Below are 23697 nucleotides of genomic sequence, written 5' to 3' on the forward strand. Positions count from 1 at the left end.
TTTATTAAAATTGTTTGCTTTAACATGGCAGGGGAAAGAGGGGGGAGGAGGCAAGAGGACCTTGAGAGACATCCCTCCTTCATCCCTGCTTCTCTAAGTAACGAACTAAATTTCTTATCTTCCATACGGATGCTATAGGGAACCGCAAATTGGAGTTTAAAAGGGGCATTTTTTAAGAGAGAAGAAGGACCTTGAGGAACGATTAAAAAAAAGAGGTTTATCCGTTGACATCCCTCAACCCTTTTGATAATTTATTATTAGATTTAGCACTCACTTCAAACGAGTGCTAACAGGGGTGATCATCGATGTTAACAGATAGACAATTGCTCATTTTGCAAGTCATTATTGATGATTTCATTCTGACCGCACAACCTGTAGGTTCACGGTCAATAGCCAAAAAAGATGCTGTAACATTCAGTTCAGCAACGATAAGGAATGAAATGGCTGATTTAGAGGAATTGGGTTTTATTGAAAAAACTCATTCTTCTTCAGGAAGGGTGCCTTCTGAAAAAGGGTATCGTTTCTATGTCGACCATCTTCTTTCTCCATTGCGCCTTTCTAGTCAAGAGATTGTGACCATTAGGGAAGCATTCGATGATAAAATGATGGAGTTTGAACGTGTGGTTCAAAAGTCAGCAGGTATTCTCTCCGATTTGACGAACTACACATCCATCGTTCTCGGACCTGAAGTATTTGAAACAAAACTAAAGCAATTGCAGATCGTCCCATTATCTGATCAGTCTGCTATTGCGATTTTAGTTACGGATACCGGTCATGTGGAGCATCGCGCTTTCAACGTTCCTGTTGAAATCAAGGGTGCAGATCTGGAAAAGATGGTTAACATTCTAAACAGCCGACTCCAAGGAGTCCCGTTGGTAAAATTGCATGAAAAACTCTATTCTGAGATCAATGATCTACTAAAAACACATACAGATCATCACGAAGAAGCTTTTCAGTATTTGCGTGCAGCTCTTGTGGATGAGCATCCGACGAAACTGTACATTGGTGGAAAGACAAACATTCTCATGCAACCTGAATTCAGGGACCTTGATAAAGTCAGGTCTTTATATGCTACCATCGAACGGGAAAGTGAGATGGCTGACTTGCTAAGGACTGGTAAAGAAGGGATTCAAGTCCGAATTGGACAAGAAAACCCTTTTGATGCTATGCAAAACTGCAGTCTGATTACAGCAAGTTATCAGCTCGGGAATGATCAAGTGGGTACGATTGCCCTCTTAGGTCCGACTCGGATGGAGTATAACCGAATGTTTTCATTGATGAACGTCTTATCCAAGCACATGACAGATACTTTCCGCGGCTGGTATTAGGGCGGTACAAAGGGCCAAGTGCTCGAGCGTATCTTATGTCTCATGCTTTTTCAGGATAAGGATTCATGTTATAGTCAGTAACGGTGTAATGGAAAGTAGGAGGTGGAAGTCGTGGAAGAGAACAAACAAGAGATCATTGATGAGAAAGATGAAACTCAAAATGAGGAATCTGAACAAACAGTAGTAGAAGAGACAGATGAGCTGGAAAAGCTTCGTCAGGAAAAAGAAGAAATCAATAATCGACTGCTTCGTTTGCAAGCGGATTATGATAATTTCCGCCGCCGTACTCAAAAAGAGAAAGAGGCGGATAGGAAATATAGATCCCAGAGCCTGGTAGAGGAATTGATACCGGCTTTGGATAACTTTGAAAGAGCTCTCCAAGTAGAAGTGGATGGCGATGCCGCCAAAAACTTTGCAAATGGTATGAAAATGGTTTATGACCAGTTTAAAGCAGCTCTAGAAAAAGAAGGTGTCGAAGAAATTCCTGCTGAAGGGGAAGAGTTCGACCCTCATATGCATCAGGCAATCATGCAAGTCGAAGACGAAAATTATGAAAGTAATATCGTCGTCGAAGAGTTGCAAAAAGGATATCGCCTGAAAGATCGGGTCATCCGACCATCAATGGTAAAAGTAAACCAGTAAAAAATTAATCTTATGAACGAGTACGTAAAGGAGGACATTTAACCATGGGTAAAATCATTGGTATTGACTTAGGTACAACAAACTCTTGTGTAGCAGTAATGGAGGGTGGAGAAGCGAAAGTAATTCCTAACCCTGAAGGAAACCGTACAACTCCATCTGCTGTTGCATTCAAGAATGGTGAACGTCAAGTAGGGGAGGTCGCTAAACGTCAGGCGATTACAAACCCGAACACGATTCTTTCTATCAAACGTCATATGGGAACAGACTACAAGGTAGAAGTTGAAGGTAAAGAATACACGCCTCAAGAAGTTTCTGCTATCATTCTTCAGTACATCAAGAACTATGCAGAAGACTATCTTGGAGAAACAGTAGATAAGGCAATCATCACAGTTCCAGCTTACTTCAACGATGCTGAGCGTCAGGCTACAAAAGATGCTGGTAAAATTGCCGGCCTTGAAGTCGAGCGTATCATCAATGAGCCGACAGCAGCTGCACTTGCTTACGGCATTGATAAAGAAGACCAGGATCAAACGATTCTTGTTTATGACCTTGGTGGCGGTACATTTGACGTATCCATTCTTGAAATTGGCGATGGAACATTTGAAGTTATTTCTACAGCCGGTGACAACCGTCTTGGTGGAGATGATTTCGACCAAGTCATTATCGATCACATGGTAGCTGAATTCAAAAAAGAAAACGGCATTGATTTGTCCCAGGATAAAATGGCAAAACAGCGCCTGAAAGACGCGGCTGAAAAAGCGAAGAAAGACCTTTCCGGCGTTGCCCAAACACAAATTTCTCTTCCATTCATCACTGCAGGAGAAGCGGGGCCGCTTCACCTTGAGATGAACTTGACTCGTGCTAAATTCGAAGAGCTTGCATCTGACCTTGTTGAGCGTTCTATGAAACCGACACGTCAAGCGCTTAAAGATGCTAGCATGAGTGCAAGCGACATCCACAAAGTTATCCTTGTTGGGGGATCTACTCGTATTCCAGCTGTACAAGAAGCTATTAAGAAAGAAATCGGCAAAGAACCTTCTAAAGGTGTAAACCCTGATGAGGTTGTAGCCCTTGGTGCCTCCATCCAAGGTGGTGTACTTCAAGGAGATGTGAAGGACGTAGTACTTCTTGACGTCACTCCACTTTCCCTTGGAATCGAAACAATGGGTGGCGTAACAACGAAATTGATCGAACGTAACACGACAATTCCAACAAGCCACTCTCAAGTGTTCTCAACTGCTGCTGACAACCAGACAGCTGTTGATATCCACGTCTTGCAGGGTGAGCGTGAAATGGCTCAAGATAACAAGACACTTGGTCGTTTCCAGTTGACAGATATTCCACCAGCACCACGCGGTGTGCCTCAAATCGAAGTAAGCTTCGACATTGATGCCAACGGAATCGTTAACGTACGTGCGAAAGACATGGGTACAAACAAAGAACAATCCATCACGATCAAGTCTTCTTCCGGCCTTTCTGACGAGGAAGTAGAAGAAATGGTTCGTCAGGCGGAAGAAAACGCTGAAGAAGACAAGAAGAAACGTGAAGCGATTGAACTTCGCAACGAAGCGGACCAGCTGATCTTCACTACAGACAAGACCATCAAGGATCTTGGTGAACAAGTAAGTGAAGAAGAAAAACAAAAAGCTGAATCTGCGAAAGAAGAACTTCAGACTGCCCTTGAAGGGGAAGATCTAGAAGCGATCAAAGAGAAGAAAGAAGCACTTCAAGAACAAGTGCAAGCTCTTTCTGTGAAGCTTTATGAGCAAGCCCAAGCACAAGCGGAAGCTGCTCAAGGCCAAGAAGGTGGCGGAGCTGACGATGATGTCGTTGATGCGGATTATGAAGAAGTTAACGACGATGAGAACAAGAAGTAAGAAAAGGTAGAAAAAAAGTCAAAGTCAGGTTCTTCTTGACTTTGACTTTTTTCATGAGTAGGCAAACAGGTGATGTTTGCCTGCCTAGATTTTCAATGTTAATATAAACCTTATGTAATAGCGTCCGGGAGAGTGATCGACAAGTGAGTAAACGTGATTATTATGAAGTCCTTGGCGTGTCCAAGGATGCTTCCAAAGATGAAATAAAGAAAGCCTACCGTAAGCTGGCGCGTAAGTACCACCCAGACGTCAGTGAGGAAGAAAATGCTTCTGAAAAGTTCAAAGAAGCGAAAGAAGCTTATGAAACATTAAGCGACCAGCAAAAACGTGCCCAATATGACCAATTCGGTCATGCCGGTCCGAACCAGGGCGGCTTTGGCGGTTTCGGTGGAGGCGCAGAAGATTTCGGCGGCTTCGGCGATATTTTCGACATGTTCTTTGGTGGCGGTGGCCGACGCCGTGACCCGAACGCCCCACGTAAAGGTGCAGACCTGCAATATACGATGACTCTCCAGTTCGAAGAGTCTATTTTCGGTAAGTCTACCGATATCGAAATCCCGATGGAGGAAGAGTGTGACACTTGTGATGGTTCCGGTGCTAAGCCAGGAACATCACCTGAAACTTGCTCTCACTGCCAAGGTTCCGGGCAGGTCAATCAGGAGCAGAACACACCATTTGGCCGGGTGGTCAATCGTCGCGTTTGTCATCACTGTCAAGGAACAGGGAAATTCATTAAAGACAAATGTAACACCTGTGGCGGCGATGGCCGTGTGAAAAAGCGCAAGAAAATTCACCTCGATATCCCAGCAGGTATTGATGACGGTCAACAAATTCGTGTGCAGGGTAAAGGAGAAGAAGGAGCTAATGGAGGTCCTGCTGGTGACTTGTTCGTAGTCATCCGCGTCCAGCCTCATGAATTCTTCCAACGCGAAGGCGATCACATTTTCTGTGAGATTCCTCTTACCTTTGCGCAAGCAGCACTTGGCGATGAAATTGAAGTTCCTACCGTACACGGGAATGTGAAGTTGAAAGTGCCTGCAGGAACGCAAACTGGAAAGACATTCCGTCTGAAAGAAAAAGGTGCACCGAACGTCCACGGCCGTGGTCAAGGTGACCAGCATGTGAAGATGAAAGTCATCACTCCTAAGAATTTGACGGAAAGACAGAAAGAATTGCTCCGTGAATTTAATGATATTAGTGGTAATGAGGCAACAGATGAGCAGCACGGGAACTTTTTCGAACGTATGAAACGTGCGTTTAAAGGAGACAGCTAAAGGTTAAAAGGAAGGTGTCTGTACGATTGGTTGATGGGTAGTTCATGGAATTTCCCGTTCTCTCGTGCAGGCACTTTTTATCTTGAGAGTCTGGTTAACTATCCATAAGTACTTAGAAAAAAATAATGAAGAGGGTGGATCATCAATGAAATGGTCTGAAGTATGTATCCATACGACAACAGAAGCAGTTGAACCTGTATCGAACATTCTCCATGAGTCAGGAGCGAGTGGCGTCGTCATCGAAGACCCGGCAGATATGAAAAGAAAGAAAACAAAGCTGGGAGAAATTTATGAATTGAATCCAGACGATTATCCGGCAGAAGGGGTGTATGTAAAAGCCTACCTACCTATGAACAGTTTTCTTGGTGAAACCGTTGATGGAATTAAACAAACGGTATCAAACCTGACAGAATTTGGCATTGATATCGGGCATAATCATGTGACAATCAGTGAAATTCATGAAGAAGACTGGGCAACCGCGTGGAAAAAGTATTATAAACCAGTCAAAATTTCAGAAAAGATCACAATCATCCCGACTTGGGAAGACTACACACCGGTATCCAGTGATGAAATCATTATTGAAATGGATCCTGGCATGGCTTTTGGAACAGGTACGCACCCGACTACAGTTCTTAGCATACAAGCCTTGGAGCAGTACTTAGAAAAAGGAGATAAGGTAATTGATGTCGGAGCTGGATCCGGAATTTTAAGTGTAGCATCGGTCCTTTTAGGCGCCGAACATGCGTATGCTTATGATTTAGATGATGTAGCCGTTTCAAGTACAAGAAATAATGCTGCATTAAATGGTGTAGAAGATAAAGTCACATCTAAACTCAATGACCTTCTTGAGGGGGTAGACTGGGAAGCGGACTTAATTGTCTCGAACATTCTCGCAGAGATTATCGTCAAGTTTACAGATGATGCCTATCGTGTTGTCAAGCCTGGAGGATATTTCATCACTTGTGGAATTATTTCTGGACGTAAGGAAATGGTTCGAGAGCAGTTGGTTCAATCAGGTTTTGAAATTGTAGAGACAAACATGATGGAAGACTGGGTCAGCATCATCGCTAAAAAACCGGAGTGATTGCATGCAACGATATTTTGTTGATCAAGAATGTTGGAACGATAATACCCTTTATGTGAATGGGGAAGACACCCATCATATTGTAAGAGTAATGCGGATGAGGGAAGGGGACAACCTAGTCGCGATCCATCCAGAAAAAGGTCCCGCTTTATGCAAAATCACAAAAGTGGCTCAGGACGATGTTCATTGTTGTGTGGTTAAATGGATGGAGGAAGACCGGGAACTTCCCGTCCGTGTGACGATCGTAGCGAGTCTTGGAAAAGGAGATAAGCTGGAGCAAATTGTCCAAAAAGGAACAGAACTTGGGGCGTCTGTTTTCATTCCTTATCAAGCCGATCGCTCCGTTGCCAAATGGGATAATAAAAAAGCAGTCAAGAAAATTGAAAGATTGCAGAAAATATCCAAAGAAGCGAGTGAACAATCCGAGCGAACCGTCGTGCCTGAAGTTCAAAGTGTCCATAGTCTTCACCAGCTTTTAGAAATGAAAACCCATTATGACCACTGCTTTTTCGGCTATGCTGATGAGGCGAGACAGCAAAAGTCCGAGTCGTTAAGTGAATCGTTCCAACCATTGAAACGAGGACAAACGGTTTTAGTGGCTTTTGGACCAGAAGGTGGATTTTCTGAAGGTGAAGTGGAAAAGCTATCAAACGAAGGATTCAAGTCCATTCGACTAGGACCAAGAATACTACGTATGGAAACCGCGCCTCTCTATTTTCTTTCGAGTCTTTCTTATATGTTGGAAGAATTTTGAATCCGCATAGGCAAGCTCGCATTTTAATCGCTTTCATGCTAGAATATAAGAGATGTACGAACAACTTAATTTTGAAAGGGCGATTCAAGAATGGAACAAAATTTAGCTAAAATGATTGATCATACACAGCTTAAACCTGATACAGCTAAAGATAAAATCACACAAATTTGTGAGGAAGCAAAAGAAAACAACTTTGCTTCTGTTTGTGTTAACCCTCACTGGGTTTCTTACTGTGCAGAACTACTAGATGGTACAGATGTGAAAGTTTGTACAGTCATTGGCTTCCCATTAGGGGCAACCACCAAAGAGACAAAGGCTTTCGAAACAAAGCAAGCGATTGAAAAAGGCGCAACGGAAGTCGATATGGTGATCAACATCGGTGAGTTGAAATCGGGAAATAAAGAACTTGTTCAACAAGATATCGAAGCCGTTGTTCGTGAAGCGGAAGGAAAAGCAATTGTCAAAGTAATCATTGAAACTTCCCTTCTTACAGAGGATGAAAAAGTAGTAGCATGTGAACTCGCGAAGGCTGCTGGAGCAGATTTTGTTAAAACATCCACAGGTTTCTCTGGTGGAGGAGCAACGGTTGAGGACATCAGCCTCATGCGTAAAACTGTCGGCCCGGACATGGGTGTGAAAGCTTCTGGCGGAGTGCGCGACTACGAAGGTGCAAAAGCGATGATTGAAGCTGGTGCCACTCGTATCGGTGCAAGTTCTGGGATTGCTATCGTCAACGGCGAACAAGGAACTTCTGATTATTAATAATACGAAAGAAGCCATCTCCATTAGGAGATGGCTTCTTTTACAAATATCTCCTTTTAAGAAGAGATCGACTCTTTCACAATTGAGCGCTACAATGGGAGAACGAATAGGGATTTGACTTTAATGGTGATAGGAAAAGGTGGTAAAGGAAGGGAGAGGGATGAGATGAACAGGAAGGATCACGTCAAGATGCATAGTTATCCTGGTATGGTAGCGGTAGTGGGAGTTTTTAACGAAGGAAAGGTTAACTTTATGGCTGCCGGTTGGCATGCTTACTTATCCATGACACCACCCATGTATGGTGTAGCAATAGGAAGAGAAAGGCATACATATAACATGGTTAAACAATCAAACCGGTTTACGATCAACTTCCTCCCTTTTGAAGAAGCCGGTTTCATCCAGTATAGTGGGACTGTTTCAGGGGTTGATGTTGATAAGAATCATACTTACAATCAGTCTTGGACAATGGAACTAGAGGGGTTTCCTCTGATTGAGGATGCCTATCTAGCGTACGAGTGTAGAGTCCACCAAATCGTAAATACAGGGGATCATGAGTGGGTAATCGGAGATATTGTTGGGTGCCACTACAAGGAAGAAAATTTTCTTGAGAATGGTTTGCCGAATTTTGAAAACTTGAACATTCCGCTCTACCTCGGGCGTTCAAGTTACATGAGGCTGAATGAAGAGGTACAGATCAGTGAAGTTAAAGACCCTTTATCTTTTAAAAAAAGTTGACCATATGACATGCATATAATATAATTGTCAAAGGTATGGGGGGTTCCCATACAAGAGAAACAGTTTTGTTTGCTTCGGAGGGAGGGAAATTAGCATGTCAAAAACAACTCGCGTTCGTAAAAACGAGTCTCTTGAAGATGCTCTTCGTCGCTTTAAGCGTGATGTATCAAAAAGTGGTACATTAGCGGAATATCGTAAGCGTGAATATTACGATAAGCCTAGCGTACGCCGTAAGAAAAAGTCTGAGGCGGCTAGAAAGCGTAAGTAATTAAAGAGGGTGTTGAAGAGATGACAATTACAGACCGTCTCACCCAGGACATGAAAACAGCCATGAAAGCCCGCGATAAGGAAAGACTATCGACGATCCGCATGGTGAAAGCTTCTATGCAGAATGAAGCCATAAAACTGGGAAAAGACTCATTATCTGAAGAAGAAGAATTGACTGTTTTATCTCGTGAGGTAAAGCAGAGAAATGATTCCCTCCATGAATTCAAAGAAGCTGGACGTGAAGATCTTGTAGAAGGACTCGAACGTGAAATTGAGATTTTACAAGTATATATGCCGAAACAGCTGACAGATGAAGAACTCAAGCAAGTCGTTGATGAGACGATTCAAGAAGTAGGCGCTACTTCTAAGAGTGACATGGGTAAAGTCATGAGTGCCGTCATGCCTAAAGTCAAGGGCAAGGCCGACGGAACCAAGGTCAATAAGCTCGTTCTTCAGCAACTATCGTAAATATAAAGGCCTCTCTTCGTTAAGAGAGGCCTTTTTACATAGGCTAAACATCTCTTGGGCGCGTTTATGAAAGTATTAAACTTTTTGAAACCTACCATGCTTTTGATTCGTAAACGTATTATATGGTGGGAAGGCTACCTGTAAAGGAGGTGAAAATGAATGAAGCGGTCTTTACGTATAGGTGTCTGGTCAATGCTCCTTGTCTTGGGAAGCGTTTTATCCTTCTTCCATCTACAAGCATCGGTTCAAGCAGACGGAGAAGGTCAGACGGTATATGTCATCCCAGTAAAAGATACGGTGGAACGAGGGATGGCTGCGTTTCTTAACCGGACGACAGAAGAAGCTCGCGAGAATGGTGTAGATCATATCATATTTGAAATCGATACACCCGGAGGGCGCGTAGATGCGGCGGGTGATATCGGAGAGATCTTTCAAGATTTAGATGTTCCGAATAGTGCATTTGTTACGAACAGGGCATATTCGGCAGGCTCATACATTGCTTTAAACGCAGATTCGATCTACATGAAGCAAACGGCGACCATGGGTGCTTCCGGGGTTATTAATTCTGATGGAACAGCTGCTGATAAGAAGGCACAGTCTGCCTGGATATCAGCTATGGTAGCCGCGGCTGAGTCTACAGGACGTGACCCATTATATGCACGTGCGATGGCCGATGCATCCGTCGATTTGAAGGATTATGGAGCCCCTGAGGGAGAATTTTTAACATTAGGTGCAACGGATGCGGAAGAAGTAGGCTATGCTGAAGGAATTGTAGACGACCGTAATGAACTTCTCAGTGTCCTTGGTTTGTCTGATGCAACCGTTATAGAGGAGAACCCTACCCTTTCTGAGAATATTGCCAGATTTTTGACAGATCCTGTTGTTATTCCGATCTTATTATCCATCGCAAGTATTGGTCTCGTTGTGGAATTGTATTCACCGGGCTTTGGCATACCAGGAACAATGGGTGCGCTCTCACTTGTCCTGTTTTTTTATGGTCATATTGTTGCTGGCCTGGCTGGTTATGAAGCGATTATTCTGCTCGTTCTCGGAATTGGGTTAGTGATAGCTGAATTCTTTTTACCAGGAGGCATTGCAGGAATAGCGGGGATCGTTGCCATTGTATCCTCATTGATGCTTTCTTCAGCGGATATGGGACATATGGCTATGAGTATAGGAATTGCACTATTGGTGACGATTGTTGTATCGATTGTACTATTTAAATTTGTTGGTTTGGAAAGAGGATTCTTTCGACATATCATTTTGAATGATTCCACATCATCGGAAAAAGGGTATGTATCCTCACAAAACCGTTTGGATTTAATTGGTATGGAAGGGGAGGCGATCACTCCACTCCGCCCGTCCGGTACAGCTGATTTTAATGGTGAACGGTTGGATGTCGTATCTGAAGGTGGTTTCATTCCTGTTCATCAAACAGTGAAAATTATGAAAACAGAAGGCTCGCGTATTGTCGTGCGCGAAGTTAAAAAAGCAGATCAAGAGGAGGAAACAAATTGACACTTGAACAATTAATGCCAATCATCATTATTGGTATCATTATTATCGTAGTAGCGGTGTTGTTTACATTTATTCCTGTCATGCTATGGATCAGTGCTTTAGCTGCAGGCGTAAAAATAAGTATTTTCACGTTAGTAGGTATGCGATTGAGAAGGGTTATTCCTTCACGTGTAATTAACCCATTGATTAAGGCACATAAAGCCGGTGTGAATGTAAATACAAACCAATTAGAGAGTCACTACCTGGCAGGGGGTAATGTTGACCGCGTCGTCAACGCCCTCATCGCAGCACAAAGAGCAAATATTGAACTAAGTTTCGAGCGTTGTGCAGCCATTGATCTCGCTGGCCGGGATGTTCTCGAAGCTGTTCAAATGAGTGTTAATCCAAAAGTTATTGAAACTCCATTCATCGCTGGTGTGGCGATGGACGGTATCGAAGTGAAAGCAAAAGCGCGTATTACCGTAAGAGCCAATATTGACCGACTTGTCGGTGGTGCCGGTGAAGATACAGTCATTGCTCGTGTTGGTGAAGGGATTGTATCTACGATCGGGTCTAGTGAAAATCATAACAAAGTATTGGAAAATCCAGATAGGATTTCACAAAATGTATTAGGAAAAGGCCTAGATGCTGGAACGGCCTTCGAAATTCTGTCCATTGATATTGCAGACATTGATATCGGCAAGAACATCGGTGCTATCCTGCAAACAGACCAAGCGGAAGCAGATAAGAATATTGCCCAGGCGAAAGCAGAAGAGCGTCGTGCCATGGCGATTGCTCAAGAGCAGGAGATGCGTGCGCGCGTACAGGAAATGCAGGCCAAAGTGGTCGAAGCAGAAGCCCAAGTGCCTCAAGCACTAGCCGAAGCTTTGCGCTCCGGTAAGATGGGTGTCATGGATTATATGAACTATCAGAACATCAATGCGGATACGGATATGAGGAACACGCTTGGTAAAATGTCCGATGAAGAGGAAGAAGAAAAATAATCCTTGATCAGTAAAAAGGAGAATTTTGTATGGGAGATATAATTGAACTCATTTTCAGTAACTTCCTCATTCTCGCTGCTATTATTGGTGGGATTATCAGTTGGTTCAGTGGTATGACGAAAGAAAATGAGAAGAAACAAAATCCGGAAAGGAAAACCTCTCCAATTCCTCCCGCCTACCCTGGTGGTCCTTCTCCAGATCTAAAGGAAACAGAAGCAAAGGAGAAGTCTGGGGAAGAAAGGTTGAAGGATTACTACGAGACCAAACAGAAGAAGCTTGCTGAAGCGAACACGGCTCGAAATGAAGATCATCAAGAAGAGGGGGAGGCAATCTACTCCCACAGCATGGAGTCAAGAAAAAGCAAACAGACCGTTTCTGAACAGTTGAATCAAAATGGTCCTCTCATAGAAAAAACGAGGAAATGGGATAAAAAGCGGTTAGCTGAAGGGATTTTAATGGCTGAAGTTCTCGGTCCACCCCGTGCCCGTAAGCCTCACAGCTCCCACCCGCGAAAAAGATAAGCAGAACGCACGAATTGTAGTGATACAATTCGTGCGTTTTTCGTATAAATGAAAAGAGGGGAGGGCGTCGCATGTCAAAATGGCAGCAGCAAATACGGACTTGGATCAGTCGTTACTTTGATTTACCATCTGATGTCATGTTGGATCTTCCTAGAATAACAACGATCGGGTCCATCCATGTGTACATAGAAAATCATACAGGCCTCCTTCATTTTTCTGATGAAGAAGTTCGAATTCAATACAAAAAAGGTCAGGTTCGCATACTGGGAAAAGACCTTGGAGTGAAAATGATGTTGAAGGAAGAATTATTACTGGAAGGTGAACTCAAATCCGTAGAATTTTTGCCGGATTCCAAAGGGGGGTGAGACGATGAAGAACCAGCATGATTTCTTTCAGGGAATCATGACGGTACAGGTAGAGGGACCGTTGATTGAGCCTTTTTTACAAGCATGTACGAAACATGGCTGTCAAATCACCAATATGAGAAGGTTGGATGATTCTCTTGTCATTTTAACGATCCGGTTAAAGGATTGGAAAATACTAAGGCAATTGAGGAAGAAATACCGTTGTAAAATATCCATCAAAGGCGGGAAAGGGCTTCCGTTTCTTGTTCAGCATATGATTGGGAGGCTGTCGGTTCTTCTCGCCTTCATCGCAGCGGTTGTGATCATTTTTGTTCTCGCGAATACGTTGTGGTCCATTAAGGTGGACGGCCTATCACCGGAACTTGAAGCAGATGTTGAAAGTAAATTGAATAGTTATGGTGTTTCTCCTGGAAAACTAACGATAGGGATGAAGGATCCCATTGAAATACAACAGCAGTTATTAGAAGATATTCCTGACCTCCTATGGATTGGTGTGAAAAAACAAGGGACGAGCTATCAATTGTATGGGGTGGAGAAAACGAGATACGATACAGAGATGGACACTCGACCTTCAAACCTTGTAGCAGCCAAAAAAGGGATGATTATTGAAACTTTTATTAAAAAGGGTCGTCCGATGGTATCCGTCTACGATGTCGTTCAAAAAGGACAAATTCTTGCCACAGGGCAGCTGGTAGAAGATGAGGACCTATTTATACATTCTGAAGGAGAAGTCATCGCAGAAACATGGTACCGTGTCGCTCAAAACCTCCCTATGAAGCAAGTGCTTTCCTTAACCGATGGTTCTGTGGAAAGTGAATATCAATTAAAACTCGGAAAGTTCACGATTCCTGTTTGGGGATTCTGGCGTGGAGAAGAAGGGGACTTCAGGGAAGAGTCTCATACATCGGACTGGAGGGTTTTTGGGTTCCAATTTCCTGTGAATTTGAAGACGGTCGATTATTATTCCATTGACAGGAAATCTTATGAATCATCTCGAAAAAACCTTGAAAAAATCGGGATTTCATCAGCACGGAGCAACCTTCACCAGGAACTCGAACCAGATGCGGAAATAAAGGATGAAAAAGTTTTGCACCTCAGTGAGGAGAATGGTAAAGTAAAATTAATCCTAATGTACAAAGTTTATGAAAATATTGCAGTGACCAAGTATGTAAGTCAAGGAGATTGAGTATGCCAGAAGATTTAAAAACAATGGACATTCAATTAGATAATACAACAGAAGCATTAGCCCTTTTTGGTACAGAAGACCGCAACCTCAAGCAAATTGAGGAACAATTGAAAGTCACAATCATTTCACGTGGAGAACAAGTCAGAGTATCCGGTCAAGCAGAGCATGTGCAGCTTGTTGAAGAGATATTAAACAGCGTTCTTGCGATTATTCGTAAAGGTTTGACTGTTACTGAACGAGATGTCGTTTACGCAGTCGAGCTTGCTAAAAAAGGGAAAATTAATCAATTCGAAGCTTTATTCGAAGATGAAATCACAAAAAACTCAAAAGGAAAATCAATCAGGGTTAAAACCCTTGGTCAAAGAAATTATATCGCAGCGATCAAGAAGAATGATCTTGTCTTCGGTATTGGCCCTGCTGGTACAGGAAAGACTTACCTTGCTGTGATTATGGCCGTCAATGCTTTGAAAAATGGAGATGTGAAGAGAATTATCCTGACTCGTCCCGCAGTGGAAGCGGGTGAAAGTTTAGGTTTTCTTCCAGGAGATCTAAAGGAAAAAGTCGATCCTTATTTAAGGCCGCTTTATGACTCCTTACACGATGTATTTGGAGCAGAGCATACAGCACGTTTGATCGATAGAGGAACGATTGAGATTGCTCCGCTTGCTTATATGAGAGGCCGTACGTTGGATGATGCATTCGCTATTTTGGATGAAGCTCAAAACACGACACCTGAACAAATGAAGATGTTTCTGACTCGTTTAGGATTCGGTTCAAAAATGATTATAACTGGAGATATCACGCAAGTGGATCTTCCTAAAGGTGTGAAGTCCGGTTTGCGAGTCGCCGAGGAGCGGTTAGCTAAAGTGAAAGGGTCTGCCTTTATTCATTTGGATCAATCCGACGTAGTCAGGCACCCACTTGTGCAGCGGATTATTGATGCATATGAAGAGGACAATAAATAAGACCCGGCTTGGGTCTTATTTATTGTTTTTATTTGGAATAATATAGGAAGGGGTGGGGTGGTTTGAAGGAGCGATTCCTTCGACAACTTCAGGTATTTAACATGAATCAGTCTAAGTTGTTGCTGGCATTACCTGCATTCGTAGTTGCTGTATTCTTTTTTGCGCTTGCCATTCCAAATGTTTACACACAAACGTATGAGCTTGAGAAATACAGCACGGCACCCGAAACGATCCGATCCCCCATCACTATAGAGAATAAACAAAAGACAGAGCAGCAACTGAGAGCCGTTACTCAGGCTGTAGAGGATCAATACACCATTTCAGAAGATATTGCAGAAGAACGTTTGAATATGGTGAGCGAAATTTATGACGTTGTAGAAGAAGCGAAAAGTCAGGGAGAGAATGTGACGAGAGAGGAACAGCTCCCGTTGATTGAATCGCTTTTGACGGACGAACTCTCTGAAGGTCTGCCCGCAAAAGTATTTCTTCCGTTGCTGAGGGCGGATCAACAATCGCTGAATGAGAGCCAGCGGATGCTTGAAACCCTTCTACATAAATATTATAAGGTAGGGGTGCAGAGCTCCGAAGTTGAAGATTTAGAACGAAGGATTGATCTGGAAGTTCAATATTCAGAAACACCATCATCTTTGAAATCAGTGATTTCGGATATAGGTGCTTTTGCCCTTGTCGAAAACTCCTTGTTCGATCCTGAAAAAACAGATAAAGCCATTAAGAGCGCAGCAGCTACTGTTGAACCCGTCATGATCAGGGCGGGAGAAGTCATTGTTTCAGAGGGATCTACGATTACGGGTGACATCTATGATGATCTACAGTTGACAGGATTGCTCGATCAACAGCGTAATTTACTCCCATCCATTGGTTTGGCCATGTTTGCGCTTCTCTTAGGCGCTTTTTTGTACGCAGAGTGCAGAAGAGCCTTTAACAAGGACAACTGGACGATACGCCATATCTTCATTTCCACGGCTGTATCCTTATTGATGATTACGTTCATGAAAGTCTTCAGTTTGTTCGGAGCGATGGAACAACCTGTGTACTATCTCGTCCCGGCTGTTACAGGGGTCATGATTGTCAAAATTCTCTGTTCTGAACGTTATGCGATTGTGCTGGCAGTGGTCTATTCTTTGTGGCTTGTTTGTTGTTCAACGGCCATTTAGCTGGCGCTCTTCATGCAACTGCAGGAATGTATTTATTGCTCTCTCAACTGTCTGGAATCTTTTTCCTTACTAAAAGTAAAGACAGGCTGTCCATTGTTCGTGCAAGTGCGGGTGTAGCTTTTACCAATATATGTGCAATTCTGTTCTTTGTATTCATTTCTTTTGAAAAATACTCATGGTCGGAAGTATTTTTATACAGTGGATATGGAGTTAGTGGTGCTTTTCTTTCCGCAGTTCTGACGCTCGGTTTTCTACCTTTCATAGAGACAGGTTTCGGGGTCTTGTCTGATCAAAAGTTGCTGACACTTGCCAGTCCTAACCACCCTCTTTTACGTAAAATACTTATGGAAGCTCCTGGTACGTATCATCACAGTGTCATGGTAGCCAATTTAAGCGAAGCGGCGTGTGAATCAATTGGGGCTCATGGTCTTCTGGCACGTGTGGCATCCTATTATCATGATCTCGGAAAAACCGTTCAGCCTCATTATTTTATTGAGAATCAAATGGGGTTGAAGAATCCACATGATTTTCTGGAGCCTGAGCAAAGTGCGGAGATCATTATTGGCCACCCATATGAAGGGGCGAGAATGCTGAAGAAGAATAAGCTTCCAGAGGAGATTGTTGAGATTGCTAAACAACACCATGGGACGTCGCTTTTAAAGTACTTTTATTATCAGGCAAAGGAAATGAATGAAGATACGAAAGAAGATGATTATCGGTACCCAGGTCCGAAACCACAAAGTAAGGAAGCAGCGATTGTTTGTATCTGTGATTCTGTGGAAGCGGCTGTGAGGTCATTGGATCATCCCACAGAGGAAAAGATCAAAAAAATCGTGAAATCCATTTTGGAGGACCGTATGCTCGATGGTCAGCTGGATGACAGCAATTTGACGTTTAATGAGTTAAAGACAATGGAAACAGCCATATGTGAAACGCTGCATGGCATTTTTCACACGAGAATTCAATATCCGGAAACAAAACCATTAGTCAAGGAGGCAAAATAATATGATTACCATTGATTTTCAAGACGAAACCAATTCAGTAGATGAAGCATTTGTAGATATGATTCAGCGTATCATCCGTTTTGCAGGAGAAAAAGAGGGAGTGACAGGGGATGCAGAAGTCTCTGTCAGCTTCGTGGATAATAAAGAAATACAGGAGATCAATCGCAATTACCGTCAAAAAGATGAACCGACAGACGTTATATCTTTTGCCATGCAGGAACTCGGCGAAGATGAAATGAATGTGTTGGATGAGAACATGCCACTTATGCTGGGGGATATTATCATTTCTGTCGATAAGGCAAAAGAACAAGCGGAGGATTATAATCATTCTCTGGAACGAGAATTTGGATTCTTGGCTTTGCATGGCTTCTTACATTTGCTTGGTTATGATCATATGAATGATGAAGATGAAAAGAAGATGTTCGGGAGACAAGAGGAAATTTTACATGAGTTCGGACTTCAAAGATCGTAGAAGGAAGACAGGGATAGGTTTCTGTTTCGCTTGGAATGGAATAAAAGAAGTGTATCAGTCAGAGCGGAATTTTCGGATTCATCTCTCGGTAGCTTTATTAGTTATCCTGGCAGCCTTTTTATTCGGTTTGTCTAAAGGGGAATGGATGGCGATCCTCCTCATCATGGTTATCGTCTTCAGCCTGGAAATGGTTAATACAGCTATGGAAAGGCTACTTGATTTTTATCATCCTGAACAAAACCCCGTCATTGGCTCTATTAAAGATATTACAGCTGGGGCGGTCCTTGTAGCGAGTATTGGATCGGTCATCATAGGAATGATCATTTTCCTCCCTAAGCTTTTCATGATATGAGAATAGGAATGAGCCTGAGAAGATGATATAGTAAAGTGGAGCAGTTACGACTGCGTGAACATTTATTGGAGGAACATTTATGACAGAGAATTTTAAATCAGGTTTTGTTACAATCGTTGGTCGTCCAAATGTGGGCAAATCGACGTTCATGAATCGTGTAATTGGTGAAAAAATTGCCATCATGAGTGATAAGCCTCAAACAACAAGAAATAAGATTCAGGGAGTTATGACAGATAAAGAGTCGCAAATCATCTTTATCGACACACCTGGAATTCATAAACCGAAGCACAAGCTCGGAGATTATATGGTGAATGTTGCAGAGAACACATTGAACGAAGTGGATGCCGTTCTTTTTATGATCAATGCTGAAGAAGGATATGGGAGAGGGGACCAATTTATTTTGGACCGTCTGCAACGTGTAGACCAGCCTGTATTTTTAATCATCAATAAAATTGACAAAGTACACCCGGATGACTTATTGCCATTGATCGACCAGTACAAGGAGAAGCTTGATTTTGAAGAAATCATTCCAATCTCTGCGCTAGAAGGCAATAACGTCAATCATCTGCTGGAAGTTCTAAAAAAACATTTGCCGGAAGGTCCTCAGTTTTACCCAGAAGACCAAATAACGGACCATCCAGAACGCTTTGTCATTAGCGAATTTATTAGGGAAAAAGTTTTGCACTTAACTCGTGAGGAAATTCCACATTCCATTGCTGTGGTCATTGAAGGGATCGAGCCTCGAAATGAACATGACAAAGTGGAGATTCAAGCGGCCATTATCGTTGAACGGAAGTCTCAAAAAGGCATTATTATCGGTAAGCAAGGCAGTATGTTAAAAGAAATCGGTAAGAGGGCCAGAAGGGACATTGAGTCCTTGTTAGGAAGCAAAGTGTATTTGGAACTATGGGTAAAAGTACAAAAAGACTGGAGAAACAAACAAATCCAACTCAGTGATTTCGGCTATCGCGAAGACGAATATTGATGGTTGGAAAATATTAAGCCTTATGTTTTCAGTCAGGGGAAGCATTCTAGTAATGTACACTCGTTTAGTGATGATAAGAAAGGCGGTGTTTCTTGTGCGCGACAAGCTTTCATGGAACGTTTTCAGTCAAACAGGCAGTGTGGAAACCTATTTATTGATGAAAGAATTGGAGTCTCAAGATCAGCAGTCTCAAGAACAGCTCGCTTCCCCTACTGAACCAATATCTACGGATGATTTTCATTCGTAAACGGAGCAGGTGAGCCATTTGATGGACAAGGTGGAAGGAGTCGTCATCCGGACGAATAATTACGGGGAAACACATAAAATCGTCACGATGATGACACGAGAAAAAGGGAAAATTGGTGTTATGGCTCGTGGGGCTAAAAAGCCAAAGAGCCGGATGTCCTCAATCACCCAACCATTCATCCACGGCACATTTTTAATTCAAACAGGGTCCGGCTTAGGATCAATGAGCCAGGGGGAAATGTTATCTTCCCTCAGGTCAATTCGTGAGGATATTGTAAAAACGGCTTATGCGTCTTACATCGCAGAATTGACAGATAAACTCATTGAAGAGAAGCAGCCGGATCCTTTTCTATATGAACAATTGCTACAAACGTTCCAATGGATGAATGAAGGGAAGGATCCAAACATTCTGACATTGATGTATGAATTGAAAATGTACAAAAAAGCGGGATTCGCTCCTGTCGTCGATCACTGCATCCAATGCGGCAGTCAGGAAGGACCTTTTGCATTTTCTATGATAGAGGGCGGTCTATTATGCTTTCGTTGTAAGCAGCGGGATCCACAAGCTTATGGTTTGCCAGATCCTTTACCAAAACTGCTAAGAGTCTTCTTACATATGGATGTGAAGCGGCTTGGCCAAATTACGATGAAGGAAGAAAATAAAAAATTGTTGCGTCAGATTATGGATGAATATTATGATCGATATGGTGGATACTTTCTCAAATCGAAGAAATTCTTAAAGCAGCTGGATTTGTTTTCAGACTGAGGTTTGACAATTTTGCTGAAATTAGAGTATGATTCTATTACTAAATAACGTGTTGCTGTGAAGGAGAGTAGTAACCGGTCTTTTTGTTTCCAAAAGCGAGCTTGTGATGGTGAGAGACAAGCGGAAACCAGCTGGTGAAGGCGTTCTGGAGCAATGTTCAAAGTGGCTTCCTTTTTGAGGGGAGCAATTAGGGTGGAACCGCGGAGACCCCGTCCCTATGTCTGGATGCAGACGTAGGAACGGGGTCTTTTTATTTTGAGCCAGTCATTATCTAGGAGGGAACGTATGAATATTCAAGACATGATTTTAACTTTACAGAATCATTGGTCAAAACAAGGCTGTTTGCTTATGCAAGCCTACGATACTGAAAAAGGGGCAGGGACGATGTCACCGATGACGCTTTTACGGAGTCTGGGCCCTGAGCCGTGGAACGTGGCATATGTAGAGCCGTCACGTCGTCCTGCAGATGGCCGCTATGGCCAAAACCCGAACCGTTTATATCAGCACCATCAGTTTCAGGTCATCATGAAGCCTTCTCCGGATAATATTCAGGAATTGTACTTAGAATCATTAGAAGCTCTTGGAATTGATCCGAAGAAACACGACATCCGATTTGTAGAAGATAACTGGGAAAACCCAACCCTTGGTGCTGCAGGTCTTGGTTGGGAAGTGTGGCTTGATGGCATGGAAATCACTCAATTTACGTACTTCCAGCAAATCGGTGGTCTTGAAGCTAAGCCTGTTTCTGCTGAAATTACGTACGGGCTGGAACGACTAGCCTCTTATATACAGGATAAAGAAAATGTTTTTGATTTAGAATGGACCAACGGAGTAACGGTAGGAGATATTTTCACACAGCCGGAATATGAACATTCGGTTTATACGTTCGAAGCTTCTGATGAGGATATGTTGTTTGAACTTTTCTCAACTTATGAAAAAGAAGCACAGCGAATTATGGAGCAAGGGCTTGTTTTCCCAGCTTATGATTACGTGTTGAAATGTTCGCACACATTTAATTTGCTTGATGCAAAAGGAGTCATTAGTGTAACGGAGAGAACTGGTTATATCTCCCGTGTAAGGAACCTGGCTCGGAAAATAGCTAAAACCTATGTAGAAGAAAGGGAACGTCTTGGCTTCCCGATGTTGAAAAAGGAGGAGGGTTATCATGAGTAGTACCGTATTATTTGAACTAGGTGTGGAAGAGCTCCCCGCTCGTTTTATTAATGATGCTTTAGATCAACTGCAAGAAAAAACAGCTCAATGGTTCAAGGATAACCGGATTCCCTATGGAGACATCACAGGCTATGCGACCCCTCGAAGGTTGGCCGTTAAAATTACGAATGTTGAAGAAAAGCAGCCGGATATTGAAGAGGAAGCGAAAGGTCCTGCCAAGAAAATCGCCCTGGACGAAGAAGGAAACTGGACGAAAGCGGCCATCGGTTTTTCTAAAGGGCAAGGGAAAGATGTCGATGATATCTACTTCAAAGAAATCAAGGGCACGGAATATGTCCACGTCAATAAATTCATTGAAGGAGAACCGACTGCAAAACTTCTTCAAAACTTCCGAGATGTTTTCTTATCGCTTACTTTCCCTAAAAATATGAGATGGGGAAATCGTGACTTGCGTTATGCACGTCCGATCCGTTGGATGATTGCTCTCTTCGGTGAAGAGGTCATTCCTTTTACAATTGAAGGAGTAGAAACAGGAAATACGACCTTTGGGCATCGCTTCTTGGGATCTAAAACGATAGTTTCTGAAGCGGATGCTTATGAACAGACGTTGAAAGAACAGTACGTCATGGCATCTGTAGAGGAGAGAAAAGCGGAGATTGTCAATCAGCTGAAAGTGCTTGAAAGTGAAAATGAGTGGAAGTTGATCATCGATGAAGATTTATTGAATGAAGTGACCCACTTAGTTGAATATCCAACCGTCTTCAGTGGCTCTTTCTCTGACGAATTCCTTGATGTTCCGGAAGAAGCACTGGTTACTTCAATGAAGGAGCATCAGCGGTATTTTCCGGTCCGTTCTCTCGATGGTGAATTGAAACCTCATTTCGTAGGCGTTCGTAACGGGGATGCCCAACATCTTGAGACAGTTGCAAAAGGAAATGAAAAGGTTTTGAAAGCACGTCTCAAAGATGCACAGTTCTTTTATGAAGAAGATCAGAAAGGAAGCATTGATGAAAAGATGCAGAAACTTTCCCGCATGGTCTATCAAGAAGAGCTTGGCACGTTAGCTGATAAAGTCCAGCGGATTGTAGCCATTACTGGTAAACTCGGAGAATGGATCGGCCTAGAAGAAGCTCAGCTAAAAAAGGCTAAGAGGGCAGCAGAAATTTGTAAGTTTGACCTTGTAACCCAGATGGTTGATGAATTTACAGAACTGCAAGGAACGATGGGTGAAAAGTACGCACGTATTTTCGGTGAGGATGAAGAGGTAGCCGTAGCGATCAATGAACACTACATGCCTCGTCAAGCAAACGGAGCCTTACCTTCGTCAACCATCGGTTCTCTTGTCAGCATTGCAGATAAGCTGGATACAATCGTAGGTAGTATTTCCATCGGTATTATTCCAACTGGTTCACAGGACCCTTATGGATTGAGACGCCAGGCTTTAGGGATTCTTCAAACCTTAACGGCCCATGGATGGTCCATTCCAGTTGAACAATTGATTGATCTCGTACATCAATTTTATTATGAACTGGAGCTCCCGACTCGTAATGAAAAAGAAGTCCATAACGACTTACATGAATTCTTCCGCGTGCGTGCGGCTTACTTAATGAGAGAGGAAGGAGTCGCACCAGATGTGGTGGAAGCTGTGTTGGCAAAAGGTATCGGCGTCTATCCAACTACGAAGGAAAAAGCGGTTCTCCTAGTAGAAAAACGCCAGGACCCTTCTTTCAAAACTGTGCATGAAGCGCTAGGTCGTGTGTTGAATTTGGCGAAGAAGGCAGATGCTGCAAATGTCGATCCTGCATTGTTTGAAAATGCCCAAGAGCGAAAGTTGTATGATGTTTATCAGCAAGTACAGGAAGATTATCGACACGCATTGAGTGAAACTCAACTTGATCTTGCTCTTGATCAGTTATCCAAGCTTGCAGACCCCATCCATTCCTTCTTTGACGCAACGATGGTAATGGCAGAAGACGTGAGCATCCGCAGTAACCGCTTAGGTCTATTGAAACAGATTTCCGAGGACGTTTATGCGTTCGCCGACTTGAATGCGATTGAATGGAAACAACAGTTCTAATCAGCTTTCTTTTACCGATAATTAAAATGAGGTATAATTAAGAAATAGTATGTCACAGTTAGTGATCGGGGTGAAGAAAGATTGGAACTATCAAACCGGCAAGAACAAATCATTCAAATCGTGAAAGATAACGGACCTATTACAGGTGAGAATATCGCAGATCAGTTGAACTTGACACGGGCCACGTTGCGTCCAGACTTAGCCATTTTGACAATGGCTGGTTTCCTGGATGCCCGCCCACGGGTCGGTTATTTCTTTACGGGGAAAACAGGGTCTGAGCTTTTTACGGAGAAGTTGAAGAAGTTCAAAGTGGATGAATATCAATCCCGACCGATTGTTGTGGAGGAGGATGTATCGGTTTACGATGCCATCTGTGCCATGTTTTTAGAGGATGTGGGGACGTTGTTCGTAACGGATCAACATTCCATTTTAACAGGGGTCTTATCAAGGAAGGATCTACTTAGAGCGAGTATCGGCAATCAGGATCTAACGTCTGTTCCGGTCCATATTATTATGACAAGGATGCCGAACATCACGGTTTGTGAACCTGAAGATTTATTATTGGATGCCGCCCAGAAATTAATTGAAAAACAGATTGATGGTCTGCCTGTCGTTCAACCTACTGAAGAAGGGTTGAAAGTGGTCGGGCGACTGACAAAAACAAATATCACGAAAGCACTTGTGGAATTGGCCAGGGACCAACACTTGTAATTTTATA

26 protein-coding genes are annotated in these 23697 nt (G+C 42.9%); all 26 read left to right on the forward strand.

The window, feature by feature from the left end; translation table 11 throughout:
• Positions 1–305: 305 nt before the first annotated feature.
• The 26 genes from hrcA to ccpN all read left to right on the forward strand — a co-directional run bounded on the left by hrcA (position 306) and on the right by ccpN (position 23690).
• Positions 306–1328 carry a heat-inducible transcriptional repressor HrcA gene (hrcA, locus tag HFA01_RS01360; RefSeq protein WP_146812798.1) on the forward strand — a complete coding sequence of 341 codons (1023 nt, stop codon included), beginning with the start codon at positions 306–308 and terminating at the stop codon, positions 1326–1328.
• 111 nt (positions 1329–1439) lie between these two features.
• Positions 1440–1970 (forward strand): nucleotide exchange factor GrpE, encoded by a 531-nt coding sequence (grpE, locus tag HFA01_RS01365; RefSeq protein ID WP_146812799.1) that lies wholly within the window; start codon positions 1440–1442, stop codon positions 1968–1970.
• A 44-nt stretch (positions 1971–2014) separates the two neighbouring features.
• Positions 2015–3847, forward strand: coding sequence for a molecular chaperone DnaK (dnaK, locus tag HFA01_RS01370; RefSeq protein WP_146812800.1), 1833 nt, complete (start codon positions 2015–2017; stop codon positions 3845–3847).
• 143 nt (positions 3848–3990) lie between these two features.
• The gene (gene dnaJ / locus HFA01_RS01375) at positions 3991–5121 is read left to right on the forward strand and encodes a molecular chaperone DnaJ (protein ID WP_146812801.1); all 1131 of its coding nucleotides are present in this window, start codon (positions 3991–3993) and stop codon (positions 5119–5121) included.
• A 145-nt stretch (positions 5122–5266) separates the two neighbouring features.
• Positions 5267–6205, forward strand: a complete 939-nt coding sequence (prmA, locus tag HFA01_RS01380; protein ID WP_146812802.1) for a 50S ribosomal protein L11 methyltransferase — start codon at positions 5267–5269, stop codon at positions 6203–6205.
• Between the two features lie 4 nt (positions 6206–6209).
• The gene (locus tag HFA01_RS01385; protein ID WP_146812803.1) at positions 6210–6959 is read left to right on the forward strand and encodes a 16S rRNA (uracil(1498)-N(3))-methyltransferase; all 750 of its coding nucleotides are present in this window, start codon (positions 6210–6212) and stop codon (positions 6957–6959) included.
• Between the two features lie 90 nt (positions 6960–7049).
• Positions 7050–7721, forward strand: coding sequence for a deoxyribose-phosphate aldolase (gene deoC / locus HFA01_RS01390; protein WP_146812804.1), 672 nt, complete (start codon positions 7050–7052; stop codon positions 7719–7721).
• Positions 7722–7886: 165 nt separating this feature from the next.
• Positions 7887–8456 (forward strand): flavin reductase family protein, encoded by a 570-nt coding sequence (locus tag HFA01_RS01395; protein ID WP_146812805.1) that lies wholly within the window; start codon positions 7887–7889, stop codon positions 8454–8456.
• A gap of 94 nt (positions 8457–8550) precedes the next feature.
• Positions 8551–8724 carry a 30S ribosomal protein S21 gene (gene rpsU, locus HFA01_RS01400; protein ID WP_008638284.1) on the forward strand — a complete coding sequence of 58 codons (174 nt, stop codon included), beginning with the start codon at positions 8551–8553 and terminating at the stop codon, positions 8722–8724.
• Between the two features lie 20 nt (positions 8725–8744).
• Positions 8745–9191, forward strand: coding sequence for a GatB/YqeY domain-containing protein (locus tag HFA01_RS01405; RefSeq protein WP_146812806.1), 447 nt, complete (start codon positions 8745–8747; stop codon positions 9189–9191).
• 159 nt (positions 9192–9350) lie between these two features.
• Positions 9351–10709, forward strand: coding sequence for an NfeD family protein (locus HFA01_RS01410; RefSeq protein WP_146812807.1), 1359 nt, complete (start codon positions 9351–9353; stop codon positions 10707–10709).
• A complete protein-coding gene (gene floA, locus HFA01_RS01415) occupies positions 10706–11692 on the forward strand; it encodes a flotillin-like protein FloA (protein WP_089654302.1) in 987 nt (328 codons plus the stop codon). Before HFA01_RS01410 ends, floA begins: the two co-directional genes overlap by 4 nt.
• A 29-nt stretch (positions 11693–11721) precedes the next feature.
• Positions 11722–12213, forward strand: coding sequence for a YqfB family membrane protein (locus HFA01_RS01420; protein WP_146812808.1), 492 nt, complete (start codon positions 11722–11724; stop codon positions 12211–12213).
• Positions 12214–12284: 71 nt separating this feature from the next.
• On the forward strand, positions 12285–12578 hold the full coding sequence (yqfC, locus tag HFA01_RS01425; protein ID WP_146812809.1) for a sporulation protein YqfC: 294 nt from the start codon (positions 12285–12287) through the stop codon (positions 12576–12578).
• A gap of 4 nt (positions 12579–12582) precedes the next feature.
• Positions 12583–13764, forward strand: a complete 1182-nt coding sequence (gene yqfD, locus HFA01_RS01430; RefSeq protein ID WP_146812810.1) for a sporulation protein YqfD — start codon at positions 12583–12585, stop codon at positions 13762–13764.
• A gap of 2 nt (positions 13765–13766) precedes the next feature.
• On the forward strand, positions 13767–14729 hold the full coding sequence (locus HFA01_RS01435; RefSeq protein ID WP_146812811.1) for a PhoH family protein: 963 nt from the start codon (positions 13767–13769) through the stop codon (positions 14727–14729).
• A 62-nt stretch (positions 14730–14791) separates the two neighbouring features.
• The gene (locus HFA01_RS19035; RefSeq protein ID WP_281290427.1) at positions 14792–15904 is read left to right on the forward strand and encodes a hypothetical protein; all 1113 of its coding nucleotides are present in this window, start codon (positions 14792–14794) and stop codon (positions 15902–15904) included.
• On the forward strand, positions 15874–16908 hold the full coding sequence (locus tag HFA01_RS19120; RefSeq protein ID WP_281290428.1) for an HD family phosphohydrolase: 1035 nt from the start codon (positions 15874–15876) through the stop codon (positions 16906–16908). Before HFA01_RS19035 ends, HFA01_RS19120 begins: the two co-directional genes overlap by 31 nt.
• Position 16909: 1 nt before the next feature.
• Entirely contained in the window at positions 16910–17380 is a 471-nt protein-coding gene (gene ybeY / locus HFA01_RS01445) for an rRNA maturation RNase YbeY (RefSeq protein ID WP_167506126.1), read from the forward strand.
• A complete protein-coding gene (locus HFA01_RS01450; RefSeq protein ID WP_146812812.1) occupies positions 17355–17732 on the forward strand; it encodes a diacylglycerol kinase family protein in 378 nt (125 codons plus the stop codon). The genes ybeY and HFA01_RS01450 overlap by 26 nt, the downstream gene beginning before the upstream one ends.
• A gap of 79 nt (positions 17733–17811) precedes the next feature.
• On the forward strand, positions 17812–18717 hold the full coding sequence (era, locus tag HFA01_RS01455) for a GTPase Era (RefSeq protein WP_146812813.1): 906 nt from the start codon (positions 17812–17814) through the stop codon (positions 18715–18717).
• Between the two features lie 94 nt (positions 18718–18811).
• Positions 18812–18964 (forward strand): YqzL family protein, encoded by a 153-nt coding sequence (locus HFA01_RS01460; protein ID WP_246139237.1) that lies wholly within the window; start codon positions 18812–18814, stop codon positions 18962–18964.
• An 18-nt stretch (positions 18965–18982) separates the two neighbouring features.
• Entirely contained in the window at positions 18983–19729 is a 747-nt protein-coding gene (recO, locus tag HFA01_RS01465; protein WP_146812814.1) for a DNA repair protein RecO, read from the forward strand.
• 285 nt (positions 19730–20014) lie between these two features.
• Positions 20015–20902, forward strand: a complete 888-nt coding sequence (gene glyQ / locus HFA01_RS01470) for a glycine--tRNA ligase subunit alpha (RefSeq protein WP_146812815.1) — start codon at positions 20015–20017, stop codon at positions 20900–20902.
• A complete protein-coding gene (gene glyS, locus HFA01_RS01475; protein WP_146812816.1) occupies positions 20895–22979 on the forward strand; it encodes a glycine--tRNA ligase subunit beta in 2085 nt (694 codons plus the stop codon). Before glyQ ends, glyS begins: the two co-directional genes overlap by 8 nt.
• A gap of 81 nt (positions 22980–23060) precedes the next feature.
• On the forward strand, positions 23061–23690 hold the full coding sequence (gene ccpN, locus HFA01_RS01480) for a transcriptional regulator CcpN (protein ID WP_146812817.1): 630 nt from the start codon (positions 23061–23063) through the stop codon (positions 23688–23690).
• Positions 23691–23697 lie beyond the last annotated feature (7 nt).

It is taken from the genome of Halobacillus faecis (assembly GCF_007991335.1).
In the GTDB taxonomy this organism is placed as follows: Bacteria; Bacillota; Bacilli; order Bacillales; family Halobacillaceae; genus Halobacillus; species Halobacillus faecis.

Coding starts and splice junctions, on each gene's coding strand:
- hrcA (WP_146812798.1), top strand. CDS start 306: ATGTTAACAGATAGACAATTGCTCATTTTGCAAGTCATTATTGATGAT.
- dnaK (WP_146812800.1), top strand. CDS start 2,015: ATGGGTAAAATCATTGGTATTGACTTAGGTACAACAAACTCTTGTGTA.
- prmA (WP_146812802.1), top strand. CDS start 5,267: ATGAAATGGTCTGAAGTATGTATCCATACGACAACAGAAGCAGTTGAA.
- HFA01_RS01385 (WP_146812803.1), top strand. CDS start 6,210: ATGCAACGATATTTTGTTGATCAAGAATGTTGGAACGATAATACCCTT.
- deoC (WP_146812804.1), top strand. CDS start 7,050: ATGGAACAAAATTTAGCTAAAATGATTGATCATACACAGCTTAAACCT.
- HFA01_RS01395 (WP_146812805.1), top strand. CDS start 7,887: ATGAACAGGAAGGATCACGTCAAGATGCATAGTTATCCTGGTATGGTA.
- rpsU (WP_008638284.1), top strand. CDS start 8,551: ATGTCAAAAACAACTCGCGTTCGTAAAAACGAGTCTCTTGAAGATGCT.
- HFA01_RS01405 (WP_146812806.1), top strand. CDS start 8,745: ATGACAATTACAGACCGTCTCACCCAGGACATGAAAACAGCCATGAAA.
- HFA01_RS01410 (WP_146812807.1), top strand. CDS start 9,351: ATGAAGCGGTCTTTACGTATAGGTGTCTGGTCAATGCTCCTTGTCTTG.
- HFA01_RS01420 (WP_146812808.1), top strand. CDS start 11,722: ATGGGAGATATAATTGAACTCATTTTCAGTAACTTCCTCATTCTCGCT.
- yqfC (WP_146812809.1), top strand. CDS start 12,285: ATGTCAAAATGGCAGCAGCAAATACGGACTTGGATCAGTCGTTACTTT.
- yqfD (WP_146812810.1), top strand. CDS start 12,583: ATGAAGAACCAGCATGATTTCTTTCAGGGAATCATGACGGTACAGGTA.
- HFA01_RS01435 (WP_146812811.1), top strand. CDS start 13,767: ATGCCAGAAGATTTAAAAACAATGGACATTCAATTAGATAATACAACA.
- ybeY (WP_167506126.1), top strand. CDS start 16,910: ATGATTACCATTGATTTTCAAGACGAAACCAATTCAGTAGATGAAGCA.
- HFA01_RS01450 (WP_146812812.1), top strand. CDS start 17,355: ATGAGTTCGGACTTCAAAGATCGTAGAAGGAAGACAGGGATAGGTTTC.
- era (WP_146812813.1), top strand. CDS start 17,812: ATGACAGAGAATTTTAAATCAGGTTTTGTTACAATCGTTGGTCGTCCA.
- glyQ (WP_146812815.1), top strand. CDS start 20,015: ATGAATATTCAAGACATGATTTTAACTTTACAGAATCATTGGTCAAAA.
- glyS (WP_146812816.1), top strand. CDS start 20,895: ATGAGTAGTACCGTATTATTTGAACTAGGTGTGGAAGAGCTCCCCGCT.